The following is a 13463-nucleotide window of genomic DNA, read 5'->3' as shown; positions in this document are numbered from 1 at the left end:
AAGGCCCAGGGAAGGAGACCACGCATGCTGCCGGCCGAAGCCCATGAGAGCACCCACGCCATCCGGGGCATGGTTGCCGCGCCCCACCATCTGGCGGCGGAAGCGGGACGCGAGGTACTGGCCGAGGGCGGCAACGCCATCGAGGCCATGGTGGCGGCGGCCGCCGCCATCGCCGTGGTCTATCCGCACATGAATCATGTGGGCGCCGACGGCTTCTGGCTCATCCGCGAGCCCTCGGGCCGGGTGCGCTACATCGAGGCCTGCGGCTTCGCCGGCGCCCGCGCCACCATTCCCTTCTACCACGACCTCGGCCTTGGGGCGGTGCCCACCCGAGGGCCGCTGGCCGTCCTCACAGTGCCCGGCGCGGTGGACGGCTGGCGCCTCGCTTTGGAGGCTGCCAGGGCCCATGGCGGGCGCATCGGCCTTGCCCGGCTGCTGGAGCCCGCCATCCGCCACGCCCGCGAGGGGGTCGCGGTCTCGCGCTCCCAGGCCGCCCTCGCCGCCGAGAAGAAGGCCGAGCTTGAGGCCGTTCCCGGCTTCGCCGACGCCTTCCTCGATGCCGACAAGGCGGTGCCGCAGCCCGGCACGATGCAGCGCCAGCCGCGCCTTGCCGACACCTTCGACCACCTCGCCCGCGCCGGCCTCGCCGACTTCTATCGCGGCGACGTGGGACGCGAGATCGCGGCGGACCTGGAGCGCATCGGCAGCCCGGTGACGCGGGACGATTTCCAGCGCTACGCCGCGGTGGAGCGGGCGCCGCTGGCGGTGAACCTCAAATGCGGCCGCCTGTTCAACGCCCCGCCGCCCACCCAGGGGCTGGCCTCGCTCCTCATCCTCGCCTTGTTCGACCGGCTCGCGGTGAAGCGCGCCGAGAGCTTCGAGCACGTGCACGGGCTGATCGAGGCCACCAAGCGCGCCTTCATGGTGCGGGACACGGTGGTGCGCGACTACGACCATCTGACCCACGACCTCGCCGCCCTGCTCGCCCCCGAGGCGCTGGACAAGCGCGCCGCCGGCATCGAGATGGGCCGCGCCCTGGCCTGGCCGCAGGGGAAGGCGGGGGGCGACACGGTGTGGCTCGGCGCGGCGGACAAGTCGGGGCTGGTGGTGTCCTACATCCAGTCCATCTTCTTCGAGTTCGGCTCGGGCTGCGTGCTGCCCTCCACCGGCGTGCTGATGCAGAATCGCGGCTCCAGCTTCTCGCTGGAGCCGGATGCCCTCAATCCGCTGCAGCCCGGCCGGCGGCCGTTCCACACCCTGAACCCGGCGCTTGCGGTGCTCGCCGACGGCCGGGTCATGGCCTACGGCACCATGGGCGGGGAAGGCCAGCCGCAGACCCAGTCCGCGGTCTTCAGCCGCCATGTGCTGTTCGGCGTGCCGCTGGGGGAGGCCATCGCCCGGCCGCGCTGGCTGCTGGGACGCACCTGGGGCGACGTGGAGACCCGCCTGCGACTGGAGCCGCGCTTCGACGACGAGGTGGTGGACCGTCTTCGTCTGGTGGGCCACGACCTGGCGCTGGTGCCCGACGCCTACAGCAACACCATGGGCCATGCGGGCGCCGTGGTGCTGCACCCCGCCGGGCGGCTCGAAGGCGCGCACGACCCGCGCTCCGACGGCGGCGCGGCGGGCATCTAGAGCGTTTTCCGTTCGCACTGGCTCACGGTAGTCGCTCTAGATTTTTATTTTAACACATTTTCTTCATGCGAACCGGTGTCCACTTCGCTCGAAAATGCTCTAGAGCACGCGTTCTCTTGCCTTGAGTCAGAGGGCGGTTTCGAGCGAGGCGGAGCCCGGCTTGCGTGAAGAAAATGCGTCAACGCAAGGCGATGGAGCGCGATCTGAGCGGCCGACCCAAAAAATAGCCGGCTGCCCTCCGGGGAGAGGACAGCCGGCGGCTTCGGCTTGATCTTCGGGCATTTCGCCGGGCTGGCAGTCGGCCTTCCCGCCCCGGCCGGCAAAAGCCCGGGCGGAACCGGCCCCAACCCTGATACAGAGCGCATGATCCGGCCCGGCCTGGGATGCAGACCCGCCGGGATGCGCCCTAGAGCCGGATTCACCAGCCAGATCGCGATGCGACCTGGTCGGTGCGTGCTCTAGCGCTGGTCGCGCCGCTCGTCCCGTTGATTCTCGTTCCGTTGGCCTCCCTGCTGCTGGCCACCCTTCTGGCCGGGCATCTGAGCCTGCTGCTGCTGGCCCTTGTCCTTGCCCTGGCCTTCGCGGCCTCTCTCGTTCTGGTTCGGGTTCTGCTTGGGGGGATTGCGCTGATCCTGGTCACGATTGGACATGATCGCTTCTCCAAGCCAGCCCCGTGCGATGAAACGCGAGATTCAGGCCCCGGTTCCGCCCGACCTGCAGAATGTTTGCCGCCACAGACGAAGAGGCCTGCGCCGGATGGTGCCGGAGGCGGGTTGGAGGGGGCTCTGCCTCTGTGTTTTCCCGGCCACCGGCAGCCGCCCATCCGCGGCGGGCACATATGGCCGACACGCATGGCTGGCCCGCGCCATACGCGCGCATGGCAGGGTTGCGCGCTTCCGCGGGACCCTGCCAAAAAGAAAGACCCGGCCGAAGCCGGGTCTTTGGCCTGGAACAGGATCAGGCCACCTGCGTCATCCACCGCGGATCACGCGGCCAAGATCACGCGGCCAAGATTACGCAACCAAGATTACGCAACCAAGATTACGCGGCTTCATCGGCCTCGATCTCGGCGTCGAGGTCGGCCTCTTCCACCGCCTTGGTGGCGCCGCGGCGCGGACCCTTGAGCAGGTTCTGCTCGATGAGCTTCACCGCCTCGGTCTCGGTGATGTTCTGCACCGCCGACAGCTCGCGGGCCATCCGGTCCAGAGCGGCCTCATAAAGCTGACGCTCGGAATAGGACTGCTCGGGCTGGGCGTCGGAGCGGTAGAGGTCGCGCACCACCTCGGAAATGGCGACGAGATCGCCGGAATTGATCTTGGCTTCGTATTCCTGGGCGCGGCGGCTCCACATGGTGCGCTTCACGCGGGCGCGGCCCTGAAGAGTTTCCAGCGACTTCTCGACGATGTTGGTCTCGGAGAGCTTGCGCATGCCGACGCTGGCAATCTTGGGAACGGGCACACGCAGCGTCATCTTGTCCTTTTCAAACGAGATCACGAAGAGTTCGAGCTTGAAACCGGCGACTTCCTGTTCCTCGATGGCCATGATGCGGCCCACGCCGTGGGACGGGTAAACAATGTGCTCACCCGTCTTGAAGCCGAGACGGGTCTGCGCGTTCTTCTTTGCCGACATGCTCTTGTCACTCCTGATCCGGCCCAGGGACGTGAAGCCCGGGGCCGAACCGTTTGATGCGGAGGCCGGCCGGTCCGGTACCGGGACGGCGCGCACCTGGCGCTGCGGACTTGGGTCGCGGCCGGAACGCCCGCCTACCCGCTCTGCCAGTCGATGGCCATGGACAGCCCCCGCGCCACGCCGTAAGTGACGGCTGGCTCGCAAATTCTCGCCCCTGTATTCCCGAGAATGCGCCCATGGATCTGCGCAAACACTGTGCGGGCGCGAAGCGGCTGGTTGGTGGAAGCAATCGACTGTAAAGTCACGTATATCACAATTTTTGTCGGAATCAAAGCGCGCCTGTCGCCAACCTTACTTTGGCGCGTGCGTGCTGCGACTTGACCGCCATCTTGGCAGGCAAGTCGCAGCACGGCCTTGCCGAGCCCGCCCGCTGCCATATAAGCATTTCTTTATATCCTTATTGCCGCAAGGAGGGCTTCGTGCTAAAGGCGCGCATCCCGATCTGCGCCTTGTGCGGCGCGGCGCACTCCAGCGGAGCAATCCATGAGCAACGATTACGTGGTGAAGGACATCAACCTTGCGGACTGGGGCCGCAAGGAGCTGGACATCGCCGAAATCGAAATGCCCGGCCTCATGGCCACCCGCGCCGAATACGGCCCGTCCCAGCCGCTGAAGGGCGCCCGCATCGCCGGCTCCCTGCACATGACCATCCAGACCGGCGTGCTCATCGAGACGCTGAAGGCGCTGGGCGCCGACGTGCGCTGGGCTTCCTGCAACATCTACTCCACCCAGGACCACGCCGCCGCCGCCATCGCCGCCGCCGGTGTCCCCGTCTTCGCCGTGAAGGGCGAGACCCTGGAGGAATACTGGGAATACACCCACCGCATCTTCGAGTGGGCCGACGGCGGCGCCCCGAACATGATCCTGGACGACGGCGGCGACGCCACTCTCCTCGTCCATCTCGGCCTGCGCGCGGAGAACGGCGACACCGCCTTCCTCGATGGCGCCACCAACGAGGAGGAGGAAGTCCTCTTCGCCGCCATCAAGCGCCGCCTGAAGCACAAGCCCGGCTGGTACACCCTGCTCGCCAAGTCCATCCGCGGCGTGACGGAAGAGACCACCACGGGCGTGCACCGGCTCTACGAGATGCAGAAGAAGGGCACGCTCCTGTGGCCCGCCATCAACGTCAATGACAGCGTCACCAAGTCCAAGTTCGACAATCTCTACGGCTGCCGCGAGTCGCTGGTGGACGGCATCCGCCGCGGCACCGACGTGATGATGGCCGGCAAGGTGGCCATGGTCGCGGGCTTCGGCGACGTGGGCAAGGGCTCCGCCGCCTCCCTGCGCAATGCCGGTTGCCGGGTCATGGTCTCGGAGATCGACCCCATCTGCGCCCTGCAGGCCGCCATGGAAGGCTATGAGGTCACCACCATGGAGGATGCGGCCACGCGCGCCGACATCTTCGTGACCGCCACCGGCAATTTGGACGTGATCACGGTGGAACACATGCGGGCCATGAAGGACCGCGCCATCGTCTGCAACATCGGCCACTTCGACAGCGAGATCCAGGTGGCCGGCCTCAAGAACCTGAAGTGGCACAATGTGAAGCCGCAGGTGGACGAGGTGGAGTTCGCCGACGGCAAGCGCATCATCCTGCTCTCCGAAGGCCGTCTCGTGAATCTCGGCAACGCCACCGGCCACCCGAGCTTCGTGATGAGCGCGTCCTTCACCAACCAGACGCTGGCGCAGATCGAGCTGTTCACCAAGCCCGGCCAGTACGGCAAGGAAGTCTACACCCTGCCCAAGCACCTCGACGAGAAGGTGGCTTCGCTCCACCTCGACAAGATCGGGGTGAAGCTCACCAAGCTCACCGACCAGCAGTCGGCCTATATCGGCGTGCCCCAGCAGGGCCCGTTCAAGAGCGAGCACTACCGCTACTGAGCGGTGTCCCGCGGCGCCCCGCGCGCCGTCATGATCCAGCGGAACGCCGGCCCCCGGGCCGGCGTTCTTCGTTTTCGCGGGCAATCTGCGGGGTTTGCGGCAGCGCATTGTCTTCCCCCGCGAACGGAGCTAGGTGTTGCATGAACCCGCCCCGCGCGGGCGGAGCCGGATTGCTCCGGAGCGGCGTCCCCAAGCCTGAGGCTGGACGCGGCACGGGCCCGGTTTCCGTCGGCGTGACCTGGCATGGGATGAGTGGACGGGAAATGCGCGGGGGCTTGCCTTGAATGGTTTCGTGCGACGGTCGCGAGGCATGACACTGCGCGGCACGGGGTTCCAGATGCCTGAGCGCCGCTACATGCCCGCTGAGCACAGCGACACTGCCAAGATCGACGATCCCGGCCGATCCCCCACGCCCGTCGCGCGGCACTGAGCGGCGATCGCCCTCGATGGCCCTCAGCTTTTCCCGCGACCGCACGCGAGCCCTGCCGTTCGCCGCCGAGATCGGCGCCCTCGGCGTGGTGTTCGGCGACATCGGCACCAGCCCGCTCTACGCCCTCAAGCAGGGCGTGCTGGCGGTGGGCGGCACCAATTTCCTCGGCGCCGACGTGCTCGGCCTGCTCTCCCTCATCACCTGGAGCATCATCCTCTCCGTCACAGTGAAATACGTGATGCTGGTGCTGCGGGCGGACAATGACGGTGAAGGCGGCATCCTCGCCCTCGTCACCCTGCTCGACCTCCACCGCAGCGCGCTGGGCCTGCGCTGGTACCTGCTCGCGGCCGGTCTCCTGGGCGCCTCCATGCTCATCGGCGACGGCGTGCTCACCCCGGCCATCTCGGTGCTCTCGGCCATAGAGGGCCTCCAGGTCATCGCGCCGGAGCTGGAGCATTGGGTGGTGGCGCTCACGGTGCTGGTGCTCGCCGCCATCTTCCTGTCCCAGCGGCTGGGCACGGAGCGCATCGCCTCCTTCTTCGGGCCGGTGATGCTGCTGTGGTTCGGCTCGCTCGCGGCGCTCGGCGTCTACGGCATCGTGCAGGCGCCGCAGGTGCTCGCCGGGCTGGACCCGCGCCACGGCATCCTGCTGATGGTCGCGCATCCGGGCCTTGCCGGCGTCATCCTCGGCGCCTGCTTCCTGGCGGTGACGGGCGGCGAGGCGCTCTATGCGGACCTTGGCCATTTCGGCCGCCCGGTGATCGCCCGGGCCTGGCTGTTCGTGGCCATGCCGGCGCTGCTGCTCAACTATTTCGGCCAGGGCGCGATCCTGCTGGTGGATCCCAACGCGGTGCGCAACCCGTTCTACGACCTGTCGCCGGACTGGTTCGACATTCCGCTGCTGTTCCTCGCCACGGCGGCCACCGTGATCGCCTCCCAGTCCATCATCACCGGCGTGTTCTCGCTGGCGAAGCAGGCCATCGAGCTCGGCTACCTGCCGCCCATGCGCATCCGCTACACCTCCGAGCACAATGAGCAGCACATCTATGTGGGCCGCCTGAACTGGCTGCTGATGATCGCCTGCATCGCCGTGGTGCTCGGCTTCGAGGCCTCCGAGAGGCTGGCCTCGGCCTACGGCATCGCGGTGGCCTTCGCCATGGTCACCACCTCCATCCTGTTCATCGCCCAGGTGCAGCGCGCCTGGGGCTGGCCGGCGCCGGCGCTGTGGCTGATGGCGACCTGCATGCTGCTGGTGGATTTCGCCTTCGCCGCCGCCAACATGACCAAGATCCATGACGGCGGCTGGCTGCCCCTGAGCATCGCCGGCGCCATCATCTTCGTGATGGTGAGCTGGCGGCGCGGCCTGGAGGGCGTGGTGGCCCAGCAGGTGCGCTTCACCGAGCCTCTCGACAGCTTCGTCGCCCGCAAGGACCGGGTGAACGACGTGGAAAGCCCGCGCACCGCCATCTTTCTGTCCCGCGCGGGTGCGATGACGCCAGTCGCCCTCTCGCGCATGGCGGACCTCCTGAAGGTCCGGTTCGAGAAGGCGGTCATCGTGTCGGTGTGGATCGCCGCGCGGCCCCGGGTCTCGGTGGAGGACCGGGTGAAGGTGACGACCCTCAACGAGGGCTTCGTGCGGGTGGACCTGCGCTTCGGCTACATGCAGCAGATCGACGTTCCCTCCGTGCTCGGCCCGGCGCTCAGCGCCCGCGGCATTGATCCGGACGCGGCCATCTACGTGATCGGCCACGAGCGGATCATCCCGCCCGACGAGGTGACCAAGATCAAGGACGTGGTGGCGCATGTGTTCGCCTTCCTCGCCCGGAACGCGGAGCGCTCGGTGGACCGGTTCGGCCTGCCGCGGGCCCGCACGGTGGAAATCGGGTATCCGGTGAAGCTTTAAGGGCTTCACCGGCAGGCGCCACGCCGTCACGGCGGGCGGGCAGCGGTTCAGAGCGGGCAGCCGTGCGCCGCCGGCGGAGCGTGATGCGCCGCCGGCGGTGCACGGCCATGGAAGCGCAGCGGTCGGCGTGCATCGATCGAGAAACGCAATCTGGGCGAGCCGGCGGCATCACCATGCGAAAAGAATGAAAATGGCCCTTCAAACGCGCGCGAAAGCGTGCAGATGTGGGCGGGCCGGTGACGTTGCGGGCGGGGGATATCGGTGACGCGATGGGTGTTCGGGCGGTAGCTGCGAAGATCTGGGTTTTCCTGCGGGATCGAGTGGGGCTGCACGGGCTGGGCTTCGTCCTGAGCCTGGCGGTGATCGCGTTTGCGGCGACCGTGCTCTACCGCATGCTCCACAACCTGAAGCTCGCCGACGTGATGGACGCGCTCGCGGCGAAGGAGCCGCGCAACGTCATCATCGGCTTCCTGCTGGTAGCGGCCGCCTATCTCACCCTCACCTTCTATGACTGGTTCGCCCTGCGCACCATCGGCAAGCACCATGTGCCCTACCGCATCGCGGCGCTGGCGGGCTTCTGCTCCTATTCCATCGGCCACAATGTGGGCTTCACCGTCTTCACCGGCGGCTCGGTGCGCTACCGCATCTATTCCGCCTGGGGGCTCGGGGCCATCGATGTCGCCAAGATCTGCTTCGTGGCGGGTCTCACCTTCTGGCTCGGCAACATCGCGGTGCTGGGCCTCGGCATCACCATCCATCCGGAGGCCGCCACGGCGGTGGACCACCTGCCGCCCTTCATCAACCGGATGATCGGCATCGGCGCGCTGGCGGTGCTGGCGGGCTACATCGCCTGGGTGTCCCTGGCGCCGCGCAACATCGGCCGCTCGTCCTGGTTCGTGACCCTGCCGCGCGGGCGCACCACCCTGGTGCAGGTGGGCATCGGCATCCTCGACCTCACCTTGTGCGCCGCCGCCATGTATATGCTGATGCCGGCCTCGCCCTATATCGACCCGGTGTCGCTGGCGGTCATCTTCGTCACCGCCACGCTGCTGGGCTTCGCCAGCCACGCCCCCGGCGGCCTCGGCGTGTTCGACGCGGCGTTGCTGGTCGCCCTGCCCCAGTTCGACAAGAGCGAGCTGCTGGCCGCGCTGCTCATCTTCCGCCTGTTCTACTACATCGTGCCCTTCGCCCTGTCCCTCACCCTGCTCGGGGCGCGGGAACTGAGCCTGCGCCTTGCCGGCTCCGGATCGGCGACGGTCGCGCCGGACGGGAGCGGCGGTGTCGCGCCCAAGGTCGGAGCGGTCTCGCCCGCAGCCAAGGCGGCGGCGAAGGCCGCGGCGAAATCCGCCGCGGAATGACCAAGGCCGCGGCCGCCCGGCTCCGGCAGGGGGCCCGGACGGCGCAGGCTTGCGGATCGGATCGCGCCCTCGCCGCGACTTGTGCGGTTCTTGTCGGGAATATATAAAGCGAGCGCTCGCTCTTTTTATCCCTGCCGTCGAGGCCCACCATGGACTTCACCATCTCCCCCGCCCTCGAGGACCTCAGGCGCCGCATCGGCGCGTTCGTGGATCGCGAGATCCTGCCGCTGGAAGCCGACCCCACCGCCTATGATGCCCACGAGAACATCGCCCCCGCCCCGCTGGCGCGACTGCGGGACAAGGCGAAGGCCGAGGGCCTGTGGAACCTCCAGCTGAAGCCGGAGAGCGGCGGCCTCGGCGTCGGCCGGGTGGGCATGGCGGTCTGCTACACCGAGATGAACCGCTCCATCTTCGGCCCGGTGGTGTTCAATTCCGCCGCCCCCGACGACGGCAACATGATGGTGCTGGAGGCCGTGGGCACACCGGAGCAGAAGGAAAAGTGGCTCGCCCCCATCGCATCCGGCGCGGTGCGCTCCGCCTTCGTCATGACCGAGCCCCATCCCGGCGGCGGCTCCGACCCCGGCATGATGCTTACCCGCGCCGAGAAGCAGCCCAACGGCAGCTACCGCATCTTTGGCCGCAAATGGTTCATCACCGGCGCGGAGGAGGCGGCGCACCTCATCCTCATCGCCCGCACCTCGGACGATCCGCGCACCGGCCTCACCGCCTTCGCCTTCCACCGCGACGCGCCGGGCTGGCGCATCGTGCGCCGCATCCCCATCATGGGGCCGGAGGAGCATGGCGGCCATTGCGAGCTGGAGTTCGAGGGCCTCGAAATCCCCCCCGAGGATGTGCTGCTGGGCGAGGGCAAGGGCCTGCGCGTGACCCAGATCCGCCTCGGGCCGGCGCGCCTCACCCATTGCATGCGCTGGCTGGGCCTTGCCATGCGCTGCGTGGAGATCGCGCGGGCGTATGCGGACGTGCGCTACGGCTTCGGCGTGCGCCTCGCCGACCGGGAAAGCGTGCAGACCCTGCTGGGCCGCATCGCCATGGACATCGAGATCGGCCGCCTCCTCACCATGAAGGCGGCGTGGGAGCTGGATCGCGGCGGCCTCGCCCGCAAGGAGGTGTCCATGGCCAAGATCAAGGCCGCCAACACCCTGCACCTTGCCGCCGACAGCGCCATCCAGATCAACGGCGCGCGCGGCTATTCCAAGGATACGGTGCTGGAGTGGATCTACCGCTACGCCCGCCAGGCGCGCCTCGTGGACGGCGCCGACGCGGTGCACGAGATGGTGCTGAACCGCTTCCTGGAAAAGGAAGAGGGCGCCTTCTGGAACTGGCCGGTGGGAGAAGGAGCATGAGCAATTCCAGCGCATACGGCTTCGACGTCGGCGTCCTCGACGCCCATCTCAAGGCGCACATAAGCGGCCTTGAGGGGACGCCCAAGCTCCAGCCCATCTCCGGGGGACAGTCCAACCCCACCTTCTTCGTCACCTATGAGGGCCGCGCCCTGGTGCTGCGCAAGCAGCCGCCGGGGGAGCTTCTGCCCTCCGCCCATGCGGTGGACCGGGAATTCCGCATCATGCGCGCGCTGGCCGGAACGCCGGTGCCGGTGCCGCCCGCGCTGCTGCTCTGCGAGGACAGGTCGGTCATCGGCACCTTGTTCTATGTAATGGACAAGGTGGAGGGGCGCGTGTTCCACGACTGCACCCTGCCCGGCGTCTCGCCTGAGGAGCGCCGCGCCATGTATGGCGCCATGGCGGCGACGCTGGCGGCGCTCCACAACGTGGATTTTGCCGCCGCCGGCCTCGCCGACTTCGGCCGCCCCGGCAATTATTTCGGCCGCCAGATCGCCCGCTGGACCCGCCAGTGGGAGCTGTCGAAGACCCGCGAGGACGCCAATATCGACCGTCTGGTCGCCTGGCTCCCCGCCCATGTGCCGGCGGACGACACCACCCGCATCGCCCATGGCGACTACCGCATGGGCAACCTCATGTTCCACCCCACCCGCCCCGAGGTGGTGGCGGTGCTGGACTGGGAATTGTCCACCCTCGGCCATCCGCTCGCAGACCTTGCCCATTGCGCCATGGCGTGGGTGTCGCGGCCTGAGGAGTATGGCGGCCTCGAAGGGCTCGACCTCGACGCCCTGGGCATCCCCTCCCGCGCGGACTTCGTGGCGCAGTACGAGGCGGCGGCGACCCATGGCCTGACGCTCACAAACTTCCACATGGCGTTCGCCCTGTTCCGCTGGGCGGTGATCTTCGAGGGCATCGCCGCGCGGGCCAAAGCCGGCAACGCGGCGGCCGAAGGTGCGGCGGAAACCGGCGCGCTGGCAGCCGCCTTCGCCCGGCGGGCGGCGGCATTCACCTGAGCGCCCGGCTCCGGCTTACGTGCGCACCGCCAGCGCGCCTCCCACGAAGCGCGTGACCTGCGCGGCATAGGTCGCGGCGTCGATGCCGCGCGCGCGATACTTGCTGCGCTTCACATACCAGTCCTGCAGCAGCGGCTTGATGAGGGTGGCGGCGAACAGCGGGTCCTCCGCGGCGAACACGCCCTGCCGCACGCCCTGCGCGATCACGTCCGCGAAGATGCGCTCGGTCAGGCGCTCGCTGTCGATGGCGCGCTTGCGCGCTTCGGGCGGGAAGGCTTTCGCCTCCATGTAGGCGAACACGAACCAGGCGTGCATGGCCTCGGACAGCTGGACATGCCGGGCGATGAGCCAGTCGAGATGCGCGGCCGGATCCGCGCGCACCGTCTCGGGCGCGTCCCCCAGCGCCGCCTCCACGGCGTGGGACACCTCGCCGAGGATCATCAGCAGCAGGGTGTCCTTGCTGTCGAGATAGGAATAGAGCCCGCCCATGCTGAGGCCGGATTCGGCGGCCAGCTGGCGCAGGGTCATGGCGTGGAAGCCGTGGCGGTTGGAGAGCTTCAGCGCCGCGTCGATGATGCGCGCGAGGTTCGCCACCGCCACATGGGGCTTCTGGACCTTGATGATGTCGCGGTGCCGCGCATGGATGCGCGCGGACAGGGCCTCAAGGGAATGGTCCCCGGGCGCGACGGGATTGCGCGCGCTGTCGTCACGCAGCTTGTCGTCAGGCGCGCAGGCGTTGGCGGATGGGGTCTTCCCGGCTTCGGCCCTGTCGTCTGCGCCCAACCTTCCACCCCCGGCTCCTGAAGGGGGCAGACTGCGGCGCAGCCCCGGAAAGTCAAGTGCGCCGAGATCCGCGCAGCGGCACCTCAGACCATGGCGCAGAGCGCCTCCATGCGGGCGCAGACATCGCCAAGCGAGGGCGCCGGGCCGTCGGCGGGAAGTGCCAGGAGCAGGTCGGCGAAGTCGTCGGCCTCCTGCTGGCGCAGGAAGCGCACCACGTCGTCGACGCTGGAAGCCTGTATCTCCGCATCGCCGATGACGATGCGCAGGGAAGCGGGATCGGTCGGCGGAAGGCTGCGTCCCATCGTGATCTCCCAATGCCGGGCGCCTGCGGGGCGCGTCATGGCAACCGGAACGTCAACGTGGCCTCCGCCGAAGGGTTCCCGGCTTTCGCATGCCCGCGGCGGCTTTCACGCGCCGTGCTGGATGAGGTCCGGCAGACGGCGGGTCAGGGTGCGCAGCACGCTCTGGGAGCCCTTGTTCATCACGTCGAACACCCCGTCGGAGGTGGCGTCGGTGCTGAAGCCTTCGTGGACGAAGCGGAAATGGGTGCCGCCGCTCTCGGTGGGCGTGAGGGTCCAGGTCACCAGCGTGTCGATGTAATGGCCGAAGCCCTTCAGCTCCTCGTGCCCGCCCTTCCAGCTGAAGGACAATTCACGCGGCGCGATGGCGGTTTTCACCTGGCACTGGAACTCGCCGTCCCAGCGCTCGATGGGCCGGCCCCAGATGGTGAACTTGTGCCCTTCCAGGGGCTGGATGTCGTTGGGAAAGAACCAGACGGCGAGCCATTCGGAATCGGTGATGGCGCGCCAGACGATATCCACCGGCTGGTCGAACTCGGCCTCGGTAACGATGGAGCGGGTCTCGACGACATCCGACATGGCGAAACTCCCAAAAGACGATCAATGAAAAGGCAGGGTGAACGGAATCTGGCTGCCTTGCGAGAAAGCAAGAAGCGGGCCTCAAGACGGGGCGAGCCGCGCCCCGGCAAGCGCGTCCCGGAACTGGCGGGCGAAGGCGGCGCGGTCCTCGTCCCGCGCGAACAGGATGTCGGCGCTCCATTCGATGGAGCGCATCCCGTCCGGCCACGCGCGCTCCGCCCGGTGCCACGACAAGGTGGGCCAGCGCGGGTTGCGCTGCGGCAGGTCATCGGGCCCGCGCGTTCCCGGACGGCCGAGATGGAAGCTCAGGAAGGCCACCACCTCCGGCCGGAAGGCGAGCGCGAAGGCGATGCCGTGGCGGATCTGCCGGGGTGGCGGCCGCACCAGCCCCTGTGCGATCACCGCGAAGCCCGCCGGACCGGCGAGCGGGCCATCCCCCGCCCCGGCCGCAAGCTCGCGCAGCACCAGCACGCGAAAGCCGTGCTCCAGCGCGGTGGCGGGAACCGCATGGACTGCAAGAGCGCTCGGGGGG

General features: G+C 68.3%; 12 protein-coding genes. 6 read left to right on the top strand and 6 right to left on the bottom strand.

The window, feature by feature from the left end; translation table 11 throughout:
* Nucleotides 1-24: 24 nt before the first annotated feature.
* Entirely contained in the window at nt 25-1635 is a 1611-nt protein-coding gene (locus K9U40_RS12655) for a gamma-glutamyltransferase family protein (RefSeq protein ID WP_282890551.1), read from the top strand.
* 458 nt (nt 1636-2093) lie between these two features.
* Here K9U40_RS12655 and K9U40_RS12650 read toward each other — a convergent pair whose 3' ends face one another.
* Both K9U40_RS12650 and K9U40_RS12645 read right to left on the bottom strand, forming a co-directional pair.
* Nucleotides 2094-2285, bottom strand: a complete 192-nt coding sequence (locus K9U40_RS12650) for a hypothetical protein (protein WP_282890550.1) — start codon at nt 2283-2285, stop codon at nt 2094-2096.
* A 391-nt stretch (nt 2286-2676) separates the two neighbouring features.
* A complete protein-coding gene (locus K9U40_RS12645) occupies nt 2677-3264 on the bottom strand; it encodes a CarD family transcriptional regulator (protein WP_282890549.1) in 588 nt (195 codons plus the stop codon).
* Nucleotides 3265-3807: 543 nt separating this feature from the next.
* Between K9U40_RS12645 and ahcY the strand changes: the two genes are divergently transcribed.
* From ahcY to K9U40_RS12620, 5 genes are all read left to right on the top strand, one after another.
* Complete coding sequence (gene ahcY / locus K9U40_RS12640) at nt 3808-5205, top strand: adenosylhomocysteinase (protein ID WP_282890548.1); 1398 nt, start codon at nt 3808-3810, stop codon at nt 5203-5205.
* Nucleotides 5206-5651: 446 nt separating this feature from the next.
* Entirely contained in the window at nt 5652-7538 is a 1887-nt protein-coding gene (locus tag K9U40_RS12635) for a potassium transporter Kup (RefSeq protein ID WP_282890547.1), read from the top strand.
* 269 nt (nt 7539-7807) lie between these two features.
* On the top strand, nt 7808-8896 hold the full coding sequence (locus tag K9U40_RS12630; protein ID WP_282890546.1) for a UPF0104 family protein: 1089 nt from the start codon (nt 7808-7810) through the stop codon (nt 8894-8896).
* 149 nt (nt 8897-9045) lie between these two features.
* Nucleotides 9046-10260 carry an acyl-CoA dehydrogenase family protein gene (locus K9U40_RS12625; protein ID WP_282890545.1) on the top strand — a complete coding sequence of 405 codons (1215 nt, stop codon included), beginning with the start codon at nt 9046-9048 and terminating at the stop codon, nt 10258-10260.
* Nucleotides 10257-11270 (top strand): phosphotransferase family protein, encoded by a 1014-nt coding sequence (locus K9U40_RS12620; protein ID WP_282890544.1) that lies wholly within the window; start codon nt 10257-10259, stop codon nt 11268-11270. Before K9U40_RS12625 ends, K9U40_RS12620 begins: the two co-directional genes overlap by 4 nt.
* Before the next feature lie 15 nt (nt 11271-11285).
* Here the strand turns inward: K9U40_RS12620 and K9U40_RS12615 are convergent, their stop codons facing one another.
* The 4 genes from K9U40_RS12615 to K9U40_RS12600 all read right to left on the bottom strand — a co-directional run.
* Nucleotides 11286-12053: a TetR/AcrR family transcriptional regulator gene (locus K9U40_RS12615; protein WP_349239432.1), complete on the bottom strand. Its 768-nt coding sequence runs from the start codon at nt 12051-12053 to the stop codon at nt 11286-11288.
* An 83-nt stretch (nt 12054-12136) separates the two neighbouring features.
* Nucleotides 12137-12355 (bottom strand): hypothetical protein, encoded by a 219-nt coding sequence (locus K9U40_RS12610; RefSeq protein WP_282890543.1) that lies wholly within the window; start codon nt 12353-12355, stop codon nt 12137-12139.
* A 105-nt stretch (nt 12356-12460) separates the two neighbouring features.
* Nucleotides 12461-12931, bottom strand: coding sequence for an SRPBCC family protein (locus tag K9U40_RS12605; RefSeq protein ID WP_282890542.1), 471 nt, complete (start codon nt 12929-12931; stop codon nt 12461-12463).
* Between the two features lie 81 nt (nt 12932-13012).
* A partial coding sequence (locus K9U40_RS12600) for a hypothetical protein (protein WP_282890541.1) occupies nt 13013-13463 on the bottom strand: 451 nt, incomplete at its 5' end.

The sequence above is a fragment of the Xanthobacter autotrophicus genome, from assembly GCF_030015065.1.
GTDB classification, from domain to species: Bacteria; Pseudomonadota; Alphaproteobacteria; order Rhizobiales; family Xanthobacteraceae; genus Xanthobacter; species Xanthobacter autotrophicus_D.
The sequence above is the reverse complement of the archived record's forward strand: the minus strand, read 5'-3'. Positions and strand labels throughout refer to the sequence as shown.

What these genes read in the sequence shown, in the direction of transcription:
- K9U40_RS12655 (WP_282890551.1), top strand. Translation starts at nt 25, where the DNA reads ATGCTGCCGGCCGAAGCCCATGAGAGCACCCACGCCATCCGGGGCATG.
- K9U40_RS12650 (WP_282890550.1), bottom strand. Translation starts at nt 2,285, where the DNA reads ATGTCCAATCGTGACCAGGATCAGCGCAATCCCCCCAAGCAGAACCCG.
- K9U40_RS12645 (WP_282890549.1), bottom strand. Translation starts at nt 3,264, where the DNA reads ATGTCGGCAAAGAAGAACGCGCAGACCCGTCTCGGCTTCAAGACGGGT.
- ahcY (WP_282890548.1), top strand. Translation starts at nt 3,808, where the DNA reads ATGAGCAACGATTACGTGGTGAAGGACATCAACCTTGCGGACTGGGGC.
- K9U40_RS12635 (WP_282890547.1), top strand. Translation starts at nt 5,652, where the DNA reads ATGGCCCTCAGCTTTTCCCGCGACCGCACGCGAGCCCTGCCGTTCGCC.
- K9U40_RS12630 (WP_282890546.1), top strand. Translation starts at nt 7,808, where the DNA reads ATGGGTGTTCGGGCGGTAGCTGCGAAGATCTGGGTTTTCCTGCGGGAT.
- K9U40_RS12625 (WP_282890545.1), top strand. Translation starts at nt 9,046, where the DNA reads ATGGACTTCACCATCTCCCCCGCCCTCGAGGACCTCAGGCGCCGCATC.
- K9U40_RS12620 (WP_282890544.1), top strand. Translation starts at nt 10,257, where the DNA reads ATGAGCAATTCCAGCGCATACGGCTTCGACGTCGGCGTCCTCGACGCC.
- K9U40_RS12610 (WP_282890543.1), bottom strand. Translation starts at nt 12,355, where the DNA reads ATGGGACGCAGCCTTCCGCCGACCGATCCCGCTTCCCTGCGCATCGTC.
- K9U40_RS12605 (WP_282890542.1), bottom strand. Translation starts at nt 12,931, where the DNA reads ATGTCGGATGTCGTCGAGACCCGCTCCATCGTTACCGAGGCCGAGTTC.